Raw genomic sequence first — 19,946 nt, 5'->3', positions numbered from 1 at the left:
ATGGCTGCCCGTAAGACGTCCGCGAAGGACCGCCCCTCCTACCGCTGCACCGAGTGCGGCTGGCAGACGGCGAAATGGCTCGGACGTTGCCCGGAGTGCCACGCCTGGGGGACCGTCGAGGAGATGGGCGGCGCCCCTGCCGTGCGCACGACGGCACCCGGCAGGGTCTCGGCTTCGGCGCTGCCCATCGGGCAGGTCGACGGCAGGCAGGCGACCGCGCGCGGCACCGGCGTACCGGAGCTGGACCGGGTGCTGGGCGGCGGATTCGTGCCCGGCGCCGTCGCGCTGCTCGCCGGCGAGCCGGGAGTGGGGAAGTCGACGCTGCTGCTGGACGTCGCGGCGAAGGCGGCGAGCGGGGACCACCGCACGCTGTATGTGACGGGCGAGGAGTCCGCCGGGCAGGTGCGGCTGCGCGCCGACAGGATCGGCGCGATCAGTGACGACCTCTACCTCGCGGCCGAGACCGACCTGTCGGCCGTGCTCGGGCACCTGGACGAGGTCAAGCCCTCGCTGCTGGTGCTGGACTCCGTACAGACCGTCGCCTCGCCCGAGATCGACGGCGCACCCGGCGGGGTCGCGCAGGTGCGCGAGGTCGCGGGCGCGCTGATCCGCGCCTCCAAGGAACGCGGCATCTCCACCATCCTGGTCGGCCACGTCACCAAGGACGGCTCCATCGCCGGACCGCGCCTGCTGGAGCACCTCGTGGACGTGGTGCTCCAGTTCGAGGGCGACAGGCATGCGCGGCTGCGCCTGGTGCGCGGCGTCAAGAACCGCTACGGGACGACGGACGAGGTCGGCTGCTTCGAGCTGCACGACGAGGGCATCACGGGCCTGGCCGACCCCTCGGGACTCTTTCTGACCCGCCGGGCCGAACCGGTGCCCGGCACCTGTCTGACGGTGACCCTGGAGGGCCGCCGTCCGCTGGTCGCCGAGGTGCAGGCGCTCACGGTCGAGAGCCAGATCCCCTCGCCCCGCCGCACCACCTCGGGCCTGGAGACCTCGCGGGTCTCGATGATGCTGGCGGTGCTGGAGCAGCGCGGCCGTATCAGCGCCCTGGGCAAGCGGGACATCTACAGCGCGACGGTCGGCGGCGTGAAGCTGTCAGAACCCGCCGCCGACCTCGCCGTCGCCCTCGCTCTGGCGAGCGCCGCGAGCGACAGCCCGCTGCCGAAGAACCTGGTGGCGATAGGGGAGGTCGGGCTGGCCGGCGAGGTGCGCAGGGTCACGGGCGTACAGCGCAGGCTGGCCGAGGCGGCCAGGCTCGGCTTCACCCACGCGCTGGTGCCCAGCGACCCCGGCCGCATCCCCGAGGGCATGCGCGTACTGGAGGTGGCGGACATAGGAGCGGCACTCCGCGTCCTCCCGGCCCGCCCCGCACGGAGCGAGTCCGGCAGCGCACGGAGCGAGTGACCGGCGCCGCACGAGCCCGCGGCCGGGGGTGCGCGGAGCCTGCGGCCGGGGTTGCGCGGGAAGGATGAGAGGCTGCACACGGGAGGCGACCGCGTAGGCAAACCCGGCACCCCACGGGGCGCCGGTAGACTTTGCCCCGGTCTCGACCGACCACGAGCACCACGGGGACTGTGTACGGCGGCAAGGGGGGACCGGTCACCGCGTCCGCCGAGGTGGTCGAGCAATGCCGAGAGGCACCCGCACGACCGAAGGAGTGCAGTGGCAGCCAACGACCGGGCAGCGGGCCCCGGCAGGGCCGAGGGGGCGTCAGGGCTGATGCGCGCCACGCTGAGCGCGGTCGCGCCCGGCACGGCGCTGCGTGACGGGCTGGAGCGCGTCCTGCGCGGGAACACGGGCGGGCTCATCGTCCTCGGCATGGACAAGAACGTCGAACCGCTCTGCACGGGCGGTTTCGTGCTGGACGTGGACTTCAGCGCCACCCGGCTGCGCGAGCTGTGCAAGCTGGACGGCGCGCTCATCCTCGACCGGGACATCTCCAAGATCGTCCGCGCGGGTGTGCAGCTCGTTCCCGACGCTTCCATCGAGACCGAGGAGACCGGCACCCGGCACCGTACGGCGCAGCGGGTCTCGATCCAGACGGGGTATCCCGTCGTCTCGGTCAGCCAGTCCATGCGGCTGATCGCCCTCTACGTCGAGGGCCAGCGCCGCGTGCTGGAGGACTCGGCCGCGATCCTCTCCCGGGCCAACCAGGCACTCGCCACGCTGGAGCGCTACAAGCTCCGGCTCGACGAGGTGGCGGGCACGCTCTCGGCCCTGGAGATCGAGGACCTGGTGACGGTCCGCGATGTCACGGCCGTGGCGCAGCGGCTGGAGATGGTGCGCAGGATCGCGACGGAGATCGCGGAGTACGTCGTGGAACTGGGCACCGACGGACGGCTGCTCTCGCTCCAGCTGGACGAGCTGATCGCGGGCGTGGAACCGGAACGCGAGCTGGTGGTACGCGACTACGTACCGCAGTCCGGCGGTTCGGGCCGCAAGGCGCGTTCCGTACCCGAGGCGCTCAGCGAACTGGACCGCCTCACCCACACCGAACTGCTCGAACTGCCCACGGTGGCAAGGGCCCTGGGCTACAGCGGAGCACCGGAGACTCTCGACTCGGCGGTCTCGCCGCGCGGCTTCCGGCTGCTGGCCAAGGTTCCGAGGCTCCCCGGCACGATCATCGACCGGCTGGTGGAGCACTTCGGAGGGCTCCAGAAGCTGCTCGCCGCAAGCGTCGACGACCTCCAGACCGTCGACGGCGTGGGCGAGGCCCGCGCACGCTCGGTCCGCGAGGGCCTCTCCCGCCTGGCGGAATCCTCAATCCTGGAACGCTACGTCTGACGGAGAAGGGGAAGCGAGGCGCCCCGAAGTGGCGCGCGTGCTCGTTGCCCGCCGCTCACTTCTCCAGGTCGAACGTCGCCTTCACGGCCTTGAACCCCTTCACCTTCACCTCGACCTCGTAGGTGCCCGAGCGGGGCGCGTCGAAGGTCGGAGTGCCGCAGTTGGCGGCGCTGGCCTTGCGGAACCACGTGAGGGTGTGGGTGGAGGCGCCGTTCGCGGGGACCTGACGGAGCATCGCCTTCTTGGTGGGCGGGCAGTCGTCCGAGGCCCAGAACTTGGCGTCGTCCGGGTTGTTGATCGTCACGATCGTCGCCGTACGGCCCAGGTCGATCTTGCAGGCGCTGCCACGGCCGTTGTCGGCCTTCAGCTCGAACCGCGGCTTCTCGCCCGGCCCGTACTTCTTCTTGAGGCTGCGCAACGACAGCTTCACATCGGACTTCTCGCAGTCGGCGAGGCCGGGAGCAGCGGGGACGGGAACCGCGGCCTTGCCGCCGCCACCCGAGCCACCTGCCGCGGCGTCGGCGCCGCTTCCCGTACCTGACCCCGAACCGGAAGCCGTGCCGCCGGAAGCGCTGCCCGCGCCCCATCCTGTGCCGCCGGCCGTCGACTGCTCGTCCTCCTCGTCGCTCCCGGAACCGGCGGAGCCGCCCGAACCACCAGAGCCGCCGCCGTCCTCCTCGTCGCGTCCGCCGGGGCGTTCGCTGATCGCGGGGCCGGAGTCGGTCGGGCCCGGAGTGATCGTGCTGGCGGGCCCGTTGCCGTCGCCGCTCTTGCCCTCGTCGCGTGAGCCACCGCCGTCACCGGAGACGAGAACCCAGACGAGTACGAGGACCATCAGCGCGAGGACGGCAAGGGCAACTGCCCTCCGTCGCCAGTAGATGGAGGAGGGAAGCGGCCCGATCGGATTGCGCAGAGATCCCACGCGGAAACCTTACGAGACATCAGGGGCGCCACAGGCCGGTACCCACCGCAGGGAGTACGAATTGTTGTGATGAGCGCCAGTCGGAGCGCGTTCGGCGACCCGGTCGTGACCAGCTGTGAGGTTCCGGTTCCGCTCCGTATCGCCTTACGTGCGGCGGGAGGGCACGGTCGCGCCGCGTGTGCGTTTTTCGGATGAGGAGCGCCGTGCCAGGATCGGACGTGCCATGACTGCGACCACCGATACCTCCCCAGCCGCATCGGCCAGCGCCGCTTCTGACCGCGCCGCCGACGCCGTCGACGCTGTCGACCCCGAGCTGCGCGAGACCGCGCGCTCCCTCCACTCTCCCGTTGTCGACTGGTTCGCCACACACGCCCGCGACCTCCCCTGGCGCCGCCCCGAGGCGGGCGCGTGGGGCGTCATGGTCAGCGAGTTCATGCTCCAACAGACCCCCGTGAACCGCGTACTGCCGGTCTACGAGGAGTGGATGGAGCGGTGGCCACGCCCCGCGGACCTCGCCGCCGAGGCACCCGGCGAAGCCGTGCGTGCCTGGGGCCGGCTCGGCTACCCGCGCAGGGCGCTGCGGCTGCACGGCGCCGCGAAGGCCATAGCGGAACGGCACGGGGGCGAGGTGCCCGGCGAGCACGCGCAGTTGCTGGCGCTGCCGGGCGTCGGCGAGTACACAGCCGCCGCCGTGGTCTCCTTCGCCTACGGGAAGCGGCACGCGGTGCTGGACACCAATGTGCGCCGCGTATTCGCGCGTGCCGTCAGCGGTCAGCAGTACCCGCCCAACGCGACGACGGCGGCCGAACGGAAGCTCGCCCGCGCCCTGTTGCCCGAGGACGACACGACCGCCTCGCGCTGGGCCGCGGCGACGATGGAGCTGGGCGCCCTGGTGTGCACGGCACGCGGGCCCGAGTGCGGGCGCTGCCCGATCGCGGCGCAGTGCGCGTGGCAGCTCGCGGGTGCCCCCGAACACCAGGGGCCCGCACGGCGCACGCAGTCGTACGCGGGAACGGACCGCCAAGTGCGGGGCCGGCTGCTGGCGGTGCTGCGCACCTCCAAGGATCCGGTGCCGCAGTCGGCGCTGGACCGCGTGTGGGACGAGCCGGTGCAGCGTGCGCGTGCGCTGGACGGGCTCGTCTCGGACGGCCTCGTGGAGCCACTGGACGGCGACCGCTACCGGCTGCCGCTCACCTGAAACGGTGCCGCCTGGCGCCGCGCTCGACGAACGCGCCGCCCGAAAGCCCCGCCCGGCGGAAGCGCCAGGTGACCGGCACGGCGTGAAGGTCACCGTGTGACGACGAAGCTCCCCCGACCCGCCGCGGGTCGGGGGAGCTTCGCGTTCGCCTGGAGTGCGGCGAGCGCTCAGGCGAAGGGCTTGCTCATGTCCAGGCCGCCCTCGTAGGTCTGCGTGAGCGAGAACCAGTTGCCGTTGTCGTCACGGAGGATGGCCTCGATGCCGTACGGGCGCTCCTGGGGTTCCTGGAGGAACTCGACGCCCTTTTCCTTGAGTCGGGCGTAGTCGCCCCGGCAGTCGTCGGTGCGCAGCGCGCCGGCGCCGATGCTGCCCTTGGTGACCAGTTCGGTGAGCGCCTTGGACGCCTCGGGGTCGAGTCCGTGGCCGTCGGTGGGCATGATGGCCATCTCCAGATCGTTCTGTCCTGGAACGCCGACGGTGACCCAGCGCATGTCCCCCATCGCGACATCGGTGCGGATCTCCATGCCCAGCTTCTCCGTGCAGAAGGCGAGGGTCCGTTCCTGGTCGGTGGACCAGATCGTTGTGAGGGCCATGGCTTTGATCATGTTCACTCCGGTCCGAACGGTTCCTGGCGGTTTTCCGCCCCTCTCGTACCGTAGCCAGGCCCGTCCGAGCCCGCTTCCTGGGAAGCTCCGCCGACAACCGCCCGTTGAGGGCCCAGGGCGTCCTTCGCCGGGCTCGGGGCGCGCAGCCGTGTCATACCGGGGGTGCTCACGCCCCGATGCCGGCACGCCCCTCCGGCGCCGCGCCCCGAGCGGAGTCGGCCGGGCCCTCCGGGTCCGCCGGCTCCTGGTCCTTCTGCGCCTCGGAGTCCTTGAGCGGGACCTCCTTGATGAACCAGGCGGCGACGAAGGCGAGCAGCGCGCAGGCGCCGGCCAGCAGGAAGACGGAGTGGGTGCCTCCGGCGACCGCGTGCTCGTACGCCTCCCGTACGGCGGCCGGGAGCTTTTCGAGCGAGGCGGCGTCGAGTTGCGCGCCGCCCTCGGGGAGCTTCGCCGCACCTCCGCCGGCCTGGCCGCCCGCCGCCGCGCTCTCGCGCATGGAGTCCTCGACATGGCCGGCGAAGACGGTGCCCATCAGCGCGACGCCGAAGGAGCCGCCGATGGTGCGGAAGAGCGTGGTCGTCGAGGAGGCGACGCCCATGTCCTTCAGCTCCACGCTGTTCTGCGCGATCAGCATGGTCAGCTGCATCAGGAAGCCCATGCCGGCGCCGAGCACGGCCATGTAGAGCCCCGAGGTCAGCCTGCTGGTGCCGACGTCCATCTGCGCGAGCAGGAACAGCCCGGCCGGGATCAGCGCTCCGCCGATGATCGGGTACGCGCGGTACTTGCCCGTCTTGGTCGTGGCGCGGCCCGTGACCACGGAGACGACCATCATCGGCAGCAGCACGGGCAGCAGCAGCAGCCCGGAGTTGGTTGCCGAGGCGCCCTGTACGCCCTGCTGGAACAGCGGCAGGAACGTCATGGCGCCGAACATCACGAAGCCGACCAGGAAGCCGATCACGGCGACCAGCGAGAAGTTGCGGCTGCGGAAGACGTGCAGCGGCAGGATCGGTTCGGCGACCCTGCGCTCGACGAACGGGAACGCCACCAGGCAGACGACGGCGAGCGCGGAGAGGCCGATGATCGTGGCCGAGCCCCACGCGTACTCCGTACCGCCCCAGCTGGTGACGAGGACGGCCATGGTGATGCCGACGGTGAGCAGGACGGCGCCCGTGTAGTCGATACGGCCGGGGGTGCGCTTCTTGGGCAGGTGCAGCACGCTCGTGACCATGACGAGCGCGATCGCGCCCAGCGGCAGGTTGATGTAGAAGGCCCAGCGCCAGCCGAGTTGGTCGGTGAGGGTGCCGCCGACCAGCGGTCCGCCGATCATGGCCAGCGACATCACGCCCGCCATCATGCCCATGTACTTCCCACGCTCGCGGGGCGAGATGAGGTCACCCATGATCGCCATGGCGCCGACCATCAGACCGCCGGCGCCGAGCCCCTGGAGGGCGCGGAAGCCGATGAGCTGGCCCATCGTCTGTGCGGCGCCCGAGGTCATCGAGCCGGCGAGGAAGATGACGATCGAGATGAGGAAGACGCCCTTGCGCCCGAACATGTCGCCGAGCTTCCCCCAGATCGGGGTGGAGGCCGCCGTGGTCAGCGTGTACGCGGTGACCACCCACGACAGGTGCTCAAGTCCGCCCAGTTCGCCGACGATCGTGGGCATCGCGGTGCCCACGATCATGTTGTCCAGCATCGCCAGGAGCACCGCGATCATGAGCGAGAGGAGAACGAGGCGCACGCTGCGTTCCTTGGGCGCCGCGCCCTTGCCCTCTGCTTGACTCCCGCTCGACTCCCCCTTGGCCGTACCGCCCCTTTCGTCCACTTCCGCCCCGTCCGATATGCCACTCGTGCTCATGCGCGGCCACCCCCCTTTACCTACCGCTTACTTGCCGCACGGCTAGTTAAGTACCATGGTGAAACTAGGGGGTCACTAGCCGGTCGTCAAGTAAGTTTGGAAGGGATTGGCCATGAGCAGGGGAAACACCCGTCAGCGCATCCAGGACGTCGCCCTGGAGATGTTCGCTGAACGCGGGTACGAGAAGTCCTCGCTCAGAGAGATCGCCGAGCAGCTCGGGGTCACCAAGGCCGCGCTGTACTACCACTTCAAGACCAAGGAAGACATCGTCATCAGCATCGTCGACGATCTGGCCGCGAAGCCGTGCGCCGCGATCGTCGCGTGGGCCGAGCACCAGCCACGCACGCTGGAGACGAAGCTGGAGGTGCTGCGGCGCTACAGCGGCGCCGTCAGCCACGCGGCGCGGCTCTTCCGGTTCATGCAGGAGAACCAGGCGGCGATGCGGGAACTGTCCATCGGCGAAACGATGAAGAGCCACATCTTCACCCTCCTCGACCTGCTCAGGGACGAGGACGCCGCGCTCGCCGACCAGGTCCGCTGCTCCAGCGCGCTGTTCACCATCCACGCCACCCCGTACACGCTGAGGGAGATCGGCGCGACCTCCGAGGAGAAGCGGAAGGCCGCGCTGGAGGTCGCGCAGGAGCTGGTCACCCGCGCCCACCAGGACGGGGAGGCCGGGACCACCGAGACCGCCAAGGGCGCCGGGACCCGGGGGACCCCCAAGGCCGCCGAGACGACCGGTTCGGCCGCCTGAGCGCCGGTGCCGACACCGGCACCGGCACCGCGCGCAGAAGACGGGGCGCCCACACAAAGGCGGGCGCCCACACAGAAGCGGGCGCCCACGCAGAGGCCGGTACCCACGCAGAAGCGGGCGCCCGCCTGGAGGTAGGCGCCCGTCGTTCTGCGGTTACCGGAGGGGTTCCGGGCCGGTCACCGGGGTGTGGTCACCGAGGTGGCCACCGGGGTCGGATCAGAGTCCGGCGCCCAGCGACTTCATCGCGTCCATGGGATCGACCGCGCTCCCGTAGGCGGCGCTGTTACGGATCTCGAAGTGCAGGTGGGGACCCGAGGAGTTACCGGTGTTACCCGACTTGGCTATCTCCTGGCCCGTCTTGACGGTCTGGCCCGGCTTCACGTCCACCTCGGACAGGTGCGCGTACTGCGAGAACTTGCCGTTGTCGTGCTGGATCACGACCGCGTTGCCGTACGCCGGGCCGTCGCCCGCACCGTTGCCGCCCGCCTTCACGACGGTGCCCTTGTGCACTGCCTTGACGGGAGTGCCGATCTTGACCGCGAGGTCCTGACCGGAGTGGTTGTGCGCCCAGCGACCGCCGGCCTTGCCGAACGAGGCGCTCAGCTCGTACTTGCCGGAGACCGGCTTCACCCAGGACAGCTCCTTGCGCTTGGCGTCCCGGGCCGCCTTCTCGGCAGCGCGCTTCTTCGCCTGCTCGGCGGCCTTCGCCGCCTTGTGCTGCTGGTCGGCCTGATGGCGCGCGGATTCGGCGAGCGTTCCGGCCGTACCGGCCGCGAAAGCGTCCGCGCCGCGCGCGCTGTCGGCTCCGTCGGCCTTGTCGGCCGCCATCGCCGTGCCGCCCGCCCCCAGGGCCATCGAAGCGCCGAGTCCGGCGACGACGACCGCCGCCGTGGCTGCGGTGCTCTTGGTGGTCCTAGTCCTCGACATAAGGGAGTTACCTCTCCGGTGGGGTGCGAGGGATCCACGCCCAGAAGTGGGCGCGACCCCCTTGATAACCCGCACGAAATTGGACATCAAGGACCCCTATTACTAAAGGACCCGGTAGCTGACTAAGCGATCCAGATCACTATTTGTCCTTCCGCAGGCCCGGGGCCCGGCCCCTCTGCGGTCGCCGGCACCCCCGTGCTCCTATCCCGCTTCGTAAGCCCCTGTGGATCTGTGCCTCACCTCACGGGCGCGGCAAGGGAGTTGTGGTCCCGTTCATATGGCGCCGCTCACCCCGTGAGCAGAACGGGGAGATCCGGGGCACACAGGGCCGCCGGTCCCTTACGATCCGCGCATGGAGCCGTCCAGCATCGCCGCCCGCCTGGCGACCAGCGCCGTCGCGCCGCTGGTCAGGAAGTTGTTCGCGGCCGAAGGGCCCGGCGCTGGGCTGGTGGAGAAGCCCGTACGGATATCCGCGCGGCTCTCCTTCACCGGTGAGCGGCGCACCCTGTCCGAGCAGGACCTGCGCAAGCTCTCCGCCGAGCTGGTGCGGCGCTCCGCACGTGCGGCCGGGCTCCCCGAGGCCCCTGACGAGGAGACCCGCGGCGAGGTCACCGAAGCGCTCACCGCCGCGCTGCACAGCCTCGGCGACCTCGACATGGACGACGTACAGGCCGTACGGCTCGGCCCCGAGGGGCTTGCGCGGCTGCTCGCGCGCCCGGGGCCCATGAGCGAGGCCGCCGAGGCGCGCTTCCGGCCGCTGCTGCACACCGCGTGCCTGCACATCCTGAACTTCTTCGCGCAGCGCTCCACCTTCGTACCGCGCACCCTCATCGAGCAGACCCGCGCCCTGGACCACCTGGTGGCGGCCACGGACCTGCTCGTCGCGCGCGTCCCCTCACAGACGGCCGAGGACGCCCGCTTCGAGGAGCGTTACGCGGAGCACATCGTCAGCAAGCACGGCGACCTGACCATCTACGGCCTCGACCTCCCTCACCCCGGGGGCGCCTCCCTGGGGGCACCGCCCGGCCGGTGGCTGGGGGAAGGGTTCGGGGGAGAGTGGCGCCTGGACTCCGCCTACATCTCCCTGGAGGCCACCCACCGGACGGGCACGCGGCTGCCCGCCGAGCGCGCGCTGGCGGGCCAGGAGCGGGTCCTGCTGCGCGGCGGCGCGGGAAGCGGCAAGACCACACTCGTCCAGTGGCTCGCGGTCACCACGGCCCGGCAGGAGTACGACGAGCGCCTCGCCCACCTCATCGGCCGCGTCCCCTTCGTGCTGCCGCTGCGCCGCGTCGTGCACGAGGGCATGCCGCCCACGCCCGACCGTTTCCTGCACGCCGTACGCAGCGCGGTCGCGGGCTCACAGCCCGTGGGCTGGGCCGACAGGGTGCTGAGCGCGGGGCGCGGGCTGCTGCTGGTCGACGGCATCGACGAGATCCCGGAGCCCGAGCGCGAGGCCGTACGGCGCTGGATGCGCGAGCTGATGGCCGGCTTCCCCGGCAACCTGTGGCTCGTCACAGCACGCCCCTCAGCCGTACGCGAGGACTGGCTCACCCGCGAGGGCTTCACCGAGCTGTCCCTCTCCCCCATGACGCGGCCCGACGTCGCCCACTTCGTCCAGCGCTGGCACTGCGCCGCCGAGGCCGAGCCCGGCACGGCCGAGGCACTGCTCGCGGCCATCCGCTCCAGCGGCGACCTCGTACGCCTCGCCGTGAACCCGCTCATGTGCGGCCTGCTGTGCGCGCTGCACCGCGAGCGCCGGGGTGTGCTGCCGTACGGGCGCAAGGACCTGTACGACGCCGCGCTGTCGATGCTGCTGGAGCGCCGGGACAGCGAACGCGGCGTGCGCTCACCCGACGAGCTGCGGCTGTCCAAGGAGGCGCAGGTCCAGCTCCTGCAGAAGCTCGCCCACTGGCTCATCCGCAACGACCGCGCCGAGATGGACCGTACGGACGCCGTCGCCCAGATCGAGCGGGCCCTGCGCTTCATGCCCTCGATCCGCATCTCACCCGAACGAGTCTTCCGGCACCTCCTGGAGCGCTCAGGGCTGCTGCGCGAGCCGGCAGCCGGGCGCGTGGACTTCGTGCACCGCACCTTCCAGGACTACCTGGGCGCCAAGGCCGTCGTGGAGGAGGGCGACTTCCCGCTGCTGCTGGACAACGCCACCCGCGACCAGTGGGAGGACGTCGTACGGATGGCGGTCGCACTGGGCCGCCCTGCCGAGCGGGAACGGATTCTGCGGGGGCTGATCGCGCCTCATCCGCGCGGGGGCCACGAACTGCGCACGGCCGTGCTGGCCACGGCCTGCCTCGACTACGCGGTCGAGGTGGACCCCGCCGTGCACGCCGAGGTCATCGGCATCACGGAGGGCCTGCTGCCCCCGGCGACGCTCCAGAGCGCCAGAGACCTCGCCGAAGCGGGCCCCCTGGTCCTCGGCCTGCTGCCCGGCCCCGATGAGGTGGCGGCCGAGGACGCCGAACGGATCGTGATCACCGCGACCGGCGTCGGCACCGATGCCGCGCTCCCCCTGCTCTCCCGCTACGCCACCCACCCCTCGCTCGGCGTACGGCGTCAACTCGCCTGGGCCTGGCACCGGTTCGAGGCAGGGGCCTACGCCGAGGACGTGATCTCCCGCCTCGACGAGACGGACCTCTACTTCTCCGCGCACTCCGTCGAACACCTGCGTGCCCTGCAGGGCATGGGTGGCCGGGCCCGCGTCCAGCTCGTGGGCACCTTCCGCCAGGACGATCTGCTGAACCTGCTGCCCACGGGCCTGCTCACCCACCTGTGGCTGACCGAGCCGCTCCACCGCGCCGAGTGGCTGACCGCCTTCCCGAACCTGCGCACCCTCGTACTGCCCCAGGACGTCACCGTCCACGGAGTCCCCGGCGGCGTCAGCGTCGTACGCCCCGAGTCCCAGGGCTGAAGCTCCCGGTTCGCGAGGTCGGTCACCCGGCGCGCGGGTACCTTCCAAGGGTCGCCACAGGGAACGGGACAGTCCGCATGACCGACACCGATGACGCCCGCATCGGCGCGCGCATCGCCGCGCATCGCAAGATGGCCGGCTACACCCAGCGCGGCATGGCCGAGCGCGCGCACCTGTCGCTCGGCTGTGTGCGCAAGGTGGAGCGGGGCGAGCGGCTGCCCACCGCAGGGGTGCTGACGGCCGTGGCGCGTGCGCTGCGTACGACCGTCGAGGACCTGAGCGGCCAGCCGTACCGGCACGAGCCGCGCGACGACCGCGCCCACGCGCCGATCACCGCCGTACGGGCCGCGCTGCGGCACTGGGACCTGCCGGCCGACTGGTTCACGCCCCCGCGCCCGCTGCCCGCGCTCAGGGCCGACCTGCGCACCGCCTCAGCACACCGCCTCGCCGGGCGCCTCACCCAGCTCGGCACGGTGCTGGCGGGGCTGCTGGAGGAGCTGACGGCCGCCGTGCACCTGCGCGAGACCGAGCCCGAGCGCGCGCAGGCCGCACGGCTGCTCGCCCTCGCGTACGACCTCACCCACACGCTCACCTACCGGCTCGGCTACCCGGACCTGCGCGGCCAGGCCGAGGACCGGCTGCGCTGGGCCGCCGGGCTCTCGGGCGATCCGCTGCTGCGGGCGCTGGCGGACTACAAGCGGGTGGAGGCGTTCAAGTCGGCCCACGAGTACGACGCGGGGCTGCGCGCGCTGGCCGTGGCACGCGAGCAGCTCGTCGCCTCGGCTCCCGCGCCCGACGACCCGGCGTTCCTGACCGTGCTGGGCGGCATGCGGCTGCGCGAGGTGACGATAGCGGCACGTATGTACGACCCGGACGCGACGGCGCACCACCTGGACGAGGCGCGGCGGCTGCTCCGCCGGTTGCCACCTGGCGAGGACCGCCGCCACCACTCCCTCGTGTTCGGCACCGGGAACCTCGCCATCCACGAGTTGCAGGCCCGGCTGGAACTTCAGCACATGCCCGAGGCCGAGCACCTGATCCGGACCACCCGGCTGCCCGGCGGGCTGCCGCCGACCCGGGTCAGCGCCTGGCATGTGAACGCGGCACGCGCCCACCTCGCGGCCGACAAGCGCGAACGGGCCCTGCGCGCGCTCCTCCAGGCCCGCAGGGCCGCACCGCAGACCACCCGGTTCAAGCCGATGGCGCGCGACGCGGCGCTGCTGCTGACGATGAAGTACCGCCGCACGACCGAGGAAGTACGCGCCCTCACCTCGTGGTTCGGCCTCGAACCCCCCGCGTGAGGCCGTACAGCGCCGCACGGCTGCCGCACCGACGCACGTACGGCACCCGGCCACGCGGGTACGGCGCCCCCACGTACGTACAACCCCCGCCCCGCACGTACGGCGCCGCGTCAAGCGGAACGCGCGCGGAAAGTACCCCGCCTTGGGGTACTTCCGCCCTTCCCGTGGAGGAAGGCTTGTGGGCAACGAAGTGCCCCGAGCGTTCCACCGTCACAAAGGGTGCCCCGCGAGCCGCCGTACGAGCCGCCACGCAGCGGTCACGACGGTCCGCGCCAGGTGTCCCGCGCGGCGGGAGCGCGGCGGGGCGAGGCACGAGCCGCCCGGGAGGCGGGGCTCCACCATGATCACCATCACCGTGTACCGGATCCTCCCCGACGGCACCCGGGTGCGCGTACTGCCCCGCACCACGTTCGCGCCCCGGGACCCCGAGCGCCCGCCCCAGCCGCTGTCCTTCCCCCCGTGCCGCTGCCGCCGCTGCCTGGCGGAACCGGTGGCCTCCACCCCGGCGCCGAGCCCGGCCGTCATCGACGCGGACGGCTGATCGTTCTACGCTGCTCGCCGTAAGCGGCCCCGTACGGCGGGGAGTTGAGACGCGCGGTGGGCGGGAGTTACGGGGATGGATGCCGGGATCGTGGGGGCACGGATCGCGTCCAGTGTGGTGGCGCCGCTCGTGAAGCGGCTGTTCGTGACCGAGGGGCCGGGTGCGGGACTGGTCGACCGGCCCGTACGGGTCTCGGGACTTGTCTCGTTCACGGGCGAGAAACGGACGCTGACCGCGCGTGACCTGGAGCGGATCGCCGAAGAGGTGGTGCGCCGCACCGTGGCGGACATGGGCCCGCACGAAGCGCCCTCACCCGGCGAGAGGGAACGCGTCACCGTGCGGCTCTCCCTCGCGCTCCAGGCACTCGGCGAGATCGGCCTCAGCGATGTCGAGGCCGTACAGCTCGGGCACACCGACTTCGCGCGCGCACTGCACGCACAGGCGACCCAGGCCACCACGGGGCAGATGCCCCTCGACCCGACCCCCGGCGAGTCCGGGCTCTACCAGCGGGCGCTGGACACCGCGTGCCTGCACATCCTGCACTTCTTCACCCAGCGGTCCACCTTCGTCGCGCGCACCCTGGTCGAGCAGAGCCGCCGGCTCGGCGAGCTGATCACGCTCGTCGACGTGCTCATCAAGCGCGTACCGTCCCAGTCGGCGCAGGACGCCGGGTTCGAGCAGCAGTACGCGCGCTACATCGCCAACAAGCACTGCAAGCTCACCATCTACGGCGTCGACCTCCAGCAGGCCAGCCAGTGGCCGCTCGACACCGCCTACCTGAGCCTGGAGGCGGCCCCCGCGGCCGTACATCTGCCCGACAGCCTCGGCCGGCAGCACACGGCCGAGCCCCAGCCCGTCGAACAGGCGCTCTCAGGGCACGAGCGGATCCTGCTGCGCGGCATCGCGGGCTCGGGCAAGACGACCCTCGTCCAGTGGCTCGCCGTGACCACAGCACGCCAGGCCGAGCTGACGGGACGGCTCGCGCACCTGATCGGACGCGTGCCCTTCGTGCTGCCCCTGCGCACCCTCACGCGCGGCGGCGCCCGACTGCCCGTTCCCTCCGACTTCCTGTCCGCCGTCGGCTGCCCCCTGGCCGGAGCCCAGCCGCTCGGCTGGGTCGAACGCGTGCTCACCGCCGGACGCGGCGTGCTCCTGGTCGACGGCATCGACGAGGTCCCCGAGGACGAGCGGGAACACACCCGCCGCTGGCTGGCCGACCTGCTCAGCGCCTTCTCCGGCAACCTCGTCCTCGTCACCTCCCGCCCCTCGGCCGTACGCGAGGACTGGCTCGGCGGCGACGACTTCACCGAGCTGTCCCTCTCCCCCATGCGCCCGACCGATGTCGATGTGTTCATCCACCGCTGGCACGCCGCGGCCGAGGCGGGCGGCGAACTGGAGGGCGACCTGCGCACGGCCGTAAGGGCCCAGGCCGACCTGGGCCGCCTAGCCACCAACCCCCTGATGTGCGGCCTCATCTGCGCCCTGCACCGCGAACGCCGCGGCTTCCTGCCCCGCGGGCGCAAGGCCCTCTACGACGCGGCGCTCAGCATGCTCCTCGAACGCCGCGACCGGGAACGCGCGATGCACAGTCACCCCGACGCCATCGAGCTGGACGAGGAGTCCCAGATCGAGCTGCTCCAGCGGATCGCCTACTGGCTCATCCGCAACGGCCGCTCCGAGATGACGCACACCGACGCACTCGACCTGCTCACCCGCGCCCTGCCCGCCATGCCGTACGTGGCAGGACAGGGCACGGCCGAGGAGGTCTTCCGCTACCTGCTGGTGCGCTCAGGACTGCTGCGCGAACCCGCCCACGGCGCCGTCGAGTTCGTCCACCGCACCTTCCAGGACTACCTGGGCGCCAAGGCAGCCGTCGAGGAACGCGACTTCGACCTGCTGACCCGCCACGCGCACCTGGACCAGTGGGAGGACGTGCTCCGCATGGCCGTCGCCCACGCCAGACCCGACGAACGCGCACGGCTGCTCCGCACGCTGATCGAGCGCGGCGACAAGGAACCCGACGTACGCGCACGCCTCCACCTCCTCGCCATGGCCTGCCTCGAACACGCCACCCGGCTGGACCCGGAGGTACGCACGGCCGTCGAGGACAGGGCCAGGGCCCTCATCCCGCCGCGCAGCATCGACGAGGCGAAGCAGCTCGCCCAGGTGGGTCCCGTGGTACTGGAGCTGCTGCCAGGACCCGAAGGGCTGGAGGACGACGAGGCCCAGGCCGTCACGCACACCGTCGCGCAGCTCGGCTCCGAGGCGGCGCTGACCGCACTGGTCCGCTTCCGCGACCACCCGTCCGACAACGTAATCCACCAACTCGGCGGCCACTGGGACCGCTTCGACACAGACGCCTACGCCGACGACATCGTCAGCCACCTCGTGCACCGCCAGGACGCCCTCATCGTCGTCCGCACTCGCGAGGAACTCGCCCGCTGGAGCGCCCTGGGCGGCAGCGAACGCGTGCGCCTCAACGGCGACTTCACACCCAAGGAGATCCTCGACGCCGTACCGCCGGACAAAGTACGCATGCTCGGCCTCGCCCGTAACCCCGGCCTGACCGACCTAGGCTTCCTCGCAGCCTTTCCCCACCTCAGCGAGCTGCACTTCTACGACTGCACCGCACTCCGCGACCTCTCCCCACTGGAGGCGCTGCCACTGAAGAACCTCCAGCTCGAACACGTACCGCTGCTGGCCGAACTGGGCGCGCTGAACGGCCTGGAGGTGCTGCACCTCAACAGGGGCGCCCCCTGGCTCGGCTGGGACGCGCTGCCATCCGCCGAGGGCCTGGCGGAACTGCGCCTTCCGGCCGACACGGGCGCCCTCTCCGGCCTCGCCGCCTACCCCGGGCTGAGCACGCTGGGCCTTGGCGGCGGCCTGCTCTTCGAGCCCTGGACGGCGAACCATTGGGGCCCCGTCGCAACCCACCCGGCGCTGCGGTTCCTCACCCTGGCCCACGCGACCCTGCACTCCATGAACCCGGGCTCCACCCCGGCACCGGGACTCACCACGCTCCAACTGGTGGGGGGAGAGGGGCTCCTCGGGCATGGCCCCGAGCTGTTCCCGAGCCTCACGCACCTAATGCTCAACGATCCCGATGTCGACTTCCCCCTGCTCCCCTTCACCACACTGCCGCACCTGACCCACATCAGCCTCTTCCGCCCCGAAAGCTACGCCCACCTCCCCCGCATCCCCTCCCACATCGAGGTCAGGACCTTCCCCCGCCCCCGGTGAAGCGGAGGCGGACACAGGGTGACCGATCCCACACGTGCGGCCTACGCTGGTTTCCGACCAGTCAACCTCCGCAGTGCCCGTCAGGGAGCCCGCACGCATGGATCCCGCAGTACGCCTCGCGTCCACCGTCGCCGACCCACTCGTCAGCCAGCTCCTGCTCCCCGTGGAGGCCGCGCCCGACAAGACGCAGGCCGAAGGTGAACTCCTCGCTCACCTCGTCTCGTTCAGGGGCGAGAGCCCTCCCGTGTCCTACGAGACCCTGCTCTCCCTCGCGGAGGAACTGGTGGGCCTCACCGCCGTGCCGCACCGGCTGCCGCCGGAGGACGAGACCCCCGTCGCCGCCGTCCTCTCCCGCACGCTGTGGATCATCGGAGAGCTGGACACCACCGACGTACAGGCCGTACGCCTCGGTCCGCAGGACTACGCACGCAAGCTGCGCTCGGCCGTGCCGGGCGCCGACAGGGAGCTGACCACAGATGCCGCCTGGTTCCACGACCGGCTCCTGGTCACGGTCTGCCTGCACCTGCTGCACCACCTCATCCGCAGGTCACCCCGGCTCGCCGAGCGGCTGCCCGAACGCGCGCACCGGATACGGCAGTTGATCGACCTCAACGACGTGGAGGCCGTACGCGGCCGACCGGAACCCTCCGTCGTGGACGCCGACTTCGAGGCCCGCTACGCGCGGTCGATCGTGGAGCAGTACAACCGCGTCACCATCTACGGCATCGACCTGCCCAACCCCAACACCCCGGACAGCTGGTCCCTCGACGCGACCTACCTCAGCCTCAGCGCCGAGTTCGACAACGCGGGCGACGGGGCCCCCGGCGACCGGCCAGGAGACAGCGACGAGCCCGTGCTCTCGGCCGACCGCGCCCTCGCGGGCCATGAGCGGGTGCTGCTGCGCGGCGTCGCGGGAGCGGGCAAGACGACGCTGGTCCAGTGGCTCGCCGTATCGGCGGCCAGGAACGCGCTGCCGCCCGAACTGAGCGCCCTGCGCGGCCGTATCCCGCTCGTCCTGCCCGTACGCCGCTTCGCGCGCGAGGGCTTCCCCTCGCCGGACGACTTCCTCACGGCCGTACGCCATCCGCTCGCCGAGGAGGCACCCGACGGCTGGGTCGCGCGGGTGCTCACCGAGGAGCGCGGGCTGCTCCTGGTGGACGGCATCGACGAGGCGCCCGAGTCGGAACGCGCGGCGCTGCGGGGCCAGTTGCGGCGCCTCATGCGGATCTACTCAGGGAACTTCTGCCTGGTCACGGCACGCCACTCGGCCGTGGAGCCCAACTGGCTCGCCGACGAGGGCTTCGACGAGCTGTCGCTCGCGCCCATGAACCGCGACCAGGTCGCCGCCTTCATCACCGCCTGGCACACGGCGGCACGCGACGACGAGGGCAAGGACCACCACAGCCTCGACGAGTACCGCGACCGCCTCCTCGCCTCCATCCCCCTCTACCGTGAACTGCGCGGCCTGGCCACCAACCCGCTGATGTGCGGCCTCATCTGCGCCCTGAACCGGGACAGGACGGGCTCGCTCCCCCAGGGCCGCAAGGAGCTGTACGAGGCCGCGATGGAAATGCTGCTCCAGCGCCGCGACCCCGAACGGCGCGTGCTGTACGCAGACGCCGTGAAGCTCCAGCGCGGCGCCCGGGAACGCCTCCTGCGCAAGCTCGCCTACCGGATGCTGGTGGACAGGCGGGCCGAACTGCCCCTCTCGGAGGCCGTTGCCGAGGTCCAGCGGCACCTGCCCGCGATCCCCTCCACCTCGGGCCAGGGCGACCCGGAGAGCATCTTCAACCACCTCCTGCTGCGCACCGGCCTGCTGCGCGAACAGTCGGAGCGCGTCGTCGAGTTCGTGCACCGCACCGTCCAGGACTACCTGGCGGCCAAGGAAGCCATCGAACAGGGCGCCCTCGACCTGCTGCTCGCGCACGCGCACGAGGCCGAATGGGAAGAGGTCATCCGCATGGCCGTCGCGCACGCACGCCCCGGCGAGTGCGCCCGCCTCCTCCAGGGCCTGCTGGCCCCGGGACGTACGGGCATGCAGCGCAACAGGCGCCGCCTGCTCGCCGCCGCCTGCCTCGAACACGTCACCGAGCTGGACCCGGACACGCACGCGCGCATCCGGCGCGAGACCCGCCACATGGTGCGCCCCACCAGCGTCGCCGCTGCCCGCAGCCTCGGCTGGGTCGGCCCGATAGTGCTGGAGATGCTGCCCGACCCCACGAGCGTCTCCGACCAGGAGGCGCACCGCCTCGCCGTCACCGTGACCCGCATCAACGACGACGCCGCCGTCCACTACCTCGCCCAGCTGCGCAACCGTGCCTCACTGGAACTGCGCGCCGAACTCGCGCACGGCTGGCGCAACTTCGACACCGACCGCTACGCCGAGGAGATCATCGGCCACCTCGACCCCGACGGCCTCTACTTCCCGGTGTCCGACCGCTTCGAACTCGCCGCACTCCGCAAGCTCGGTGGCCGCGCACGCGTCCAGATCGTCGGCCACTTCACCCCCGACGAACTCCTTGAGGGCCTCTCCCACGACCAGCTCACCCACCTGTGGCTCGCCTACGACCTGGCCACCCCCATGGACTGGCTAGCCGCCTTCCCCCACCTCACCACCCTCCGCGTCAACCCCCGCCTCCCGAGAGTCTCCGGAGTCCCCCACGGCATCCGCATCCTCAGCTGACCCCCCGAACACCGGCTTGCCCCTCGCCACCCATTACCGCCCGACCCAGCATCGCGGCCTGTCCCACAGTTCCCCACGCCCCCGACACGGGACACACCAGCATGCGAGACGGACCCGATTCGGCCGGGGGAGTCCAGAGGGGGCGGAGCCCCGTGTGGCGGGGGGATTGCCGGGGGGCGGAGCCCCCCGCCCCCCGGCCGGCGA

The 19,946-nt window shown here is 71.6% G+C and carries 13 protein-coding genes; 9 read left to right on the top strand and 4 right to left on the bottom strand.

Annotated elements, in window-relative coordinates:
• Complete coding sequence (gene radA, locus NMN56_RS40005; protein WP_274044283.1) at window positions 1–1,410, top strand: DNA repair protein RadA; 1,410 nt, start codon at window positions 1–3, stop codon at window positions 1,408–1,410.
• A gap of 258 nt (window positions 1,411–1,668) precedes the next feature.
• Entirely contained in the window at window positions 1,669–2,790 is a 1,122-nt protein-coding gene (disA, locus tag NMN56_RS40000) for a DNA integrity scanning diadenylate cyclase DisA (protein ID WP_274044284.1), read from the top strand.
• 55 nt (window positions 2,791–2,845) lie between these two features.
• On the opposite strand, the gene NMN56_RS39995 is transcribed toward disA, so the two are convergent.
• Window positions 2,846–3,712, bottom strand: a complete 867-nt coding sequence (locus NMN56_RS39995; RefSeq protein WP_274044285.1) for a hypothetical protein — start codon at window positions 3,710–3,712, stop codon at window positions 2,846–2,848.
• Between the two features lie 223 nt (window positions 3,713–3,935).
• Between NMN56_RS39995 and NMN56_RS39990 the strand changes: the two genes are divergently transcribed.
• Window positions 3,936–4,910, top strand: a complete 975-nt coding sequence (locus NMN56_RS39990) for an HhH-GPD family protein (RefSeq protein ID WP_274044286.1) — start codon at window positions 3,936–3,938, stop codon at window positions 4,908–4,910.
• 167 nt (window positions 4,911–5,077) lie between these two features.
• Here the strand turns inward: NMN56_RS39990 and NMN56_RS39985 are convergent, their stop codons facing one another.
• Window positions 5,078–5,515, bottom strand: coding sequence for a VOC family protein (locus tag NMN56_RS39985; RefSeq protein WP_274044287.1), 438 nt, complete (start codon window positions 5,513–5,515; stop codon window positions 5,078–5,080).
• 166 nt (window positions 5,516–5,681) lie between these two features.
• The gene (locus NMN56_RS39980) at window positions 5,682–7,373 is read right to left on the bottom strand and encodes an MDR family MFS transporter (protein WP_274044288.1); all 1,692 of its coding nucleotides are present in this window, start codon (window positions 7,371–7,373) and stop codon (window positions 5,682–5,684) included.
• Between the two features lie 112 nt (window positions 7,374–7,485).
• Here NMN56_RS39980 and NMN56_RS39975 point away from each other — a divergent pair, with 112 nt between their 5' ends.
• Window positions 7,486–8,127 carry a TetR/AcrR family transcriptional regulator gene (locus NMN56_RS39975; RefSeq protein ID WP_274044289.1) on the top strand — a complete coding sequence of 214 codons (642 nt, stop codon included), beginning with the start codon at window positions 7,486–7,488 and terminating at the stop codon, window positions 8,125–8,127.
• 216 nt (window positions 8,128–8,343) lie between these two features.
• Here NMN56_RS39975 and NMN56_RS39970 read toward each other — a convergent pair whose 3' ends face one another.
• The gene (locus tag NMN56_RS39970) at window positions 8,344–9,054 is read right to left on the bottom strand and encodes a M23 family metallopeptidase (protein WP_274044290.1); all 711 of its coding nucleotides are present in this window, start codon (window positions 9,052–9,054) and stop codon (window positions 8,344–8,346) included.
• A gap of 352 nt (window positions 9,055–9,406) precedes the next feature.
• Here NMN56_RS39970 and NMN56_RS39965 point away from each other — a divergent pair, with 352 nt between their 5' ends.
• The 5 genes from NMN56_RS39965 to NMN56_RS39945 all read left to right on the top strand — a co-directional run bounded on the left by NMN56_RS39965 (window position 9,407) and on the right by NMN56_RS39945 (window position 19,742).
• A complete protein-coding gene (locus NMN56_RS39965; RefSeq protein WP_274044291.1) occupies window positions 9,407–11,977 on the top strand; it encodes an NACHT domain-containing protein in 2,571 nt (856 codons plus the stop codon).
• A gap of 77 nt (window positions 11,978–12,054) precedes the next feature.
• On the top strand, window positions 12,055–13,278 hold the full coding sequence (locus NMN56_RS39960; protein ID WP_274044292.1) for a helix-turn-helix domain-containing protein: 1,224 nt from the start codon (window positions 12,055–12,057) through the stop codon (window positions 13,276–13,278).
• 340 nt (window positions 13,279–13,618) lie between these two features.
• On the top strand, window positions 13,619–13,819 hold the full coding sequence (locus NMN56_RS39955) for a hypothetical protein (RefSeq protein ID WP_274044293.1): 201 nt from the start codon (window positions 13,619–13,621) through the stop codon (window positions 13,817–13,819).
• 75 nt (window positions 13,820–13,894) lie between these two features.
• Window positions 13,895–17,059: an NACHT domain-containing protein gene (locus NMN56_RS39950; RefSeq protein WP_274044294.1), complete on the top strand. Its 3,165-nt coding sequence runs from the start codon at window positions 13,895–13,897 to the stop codon at window positions 17,057–17,059.
• Window positions 17,060–17,156: 97 nt separating this feature from the next.
• Window positions 17,157–19,742: an NACHT domain-containing protein gene (locus NMN56_RS39945; protein WP_274044295.1), complete on the top strand. Its 2,586-nt coding sequence runs from the start codon at window positions 17,157–17,159 to the stop codon at window positions 19,740–19,742.
• Window positions 19,743–19,946: the final 204 nt, after the last annotated feature.

The organism is Streptomyces iconiensis, assembly GCF_028657195.3.
GTDB classification, from domain to species: Bacteria; Actinomycetota; Actinomycetes; order Streptomycetales; family Streptomycetaceae; genus Streptomyces; species Streptomyces iconiensis.
Note: the sequence above shows the minus strand (reverse complement) of the source record. Positions and strands in the feature narration are given on the sequence as shown.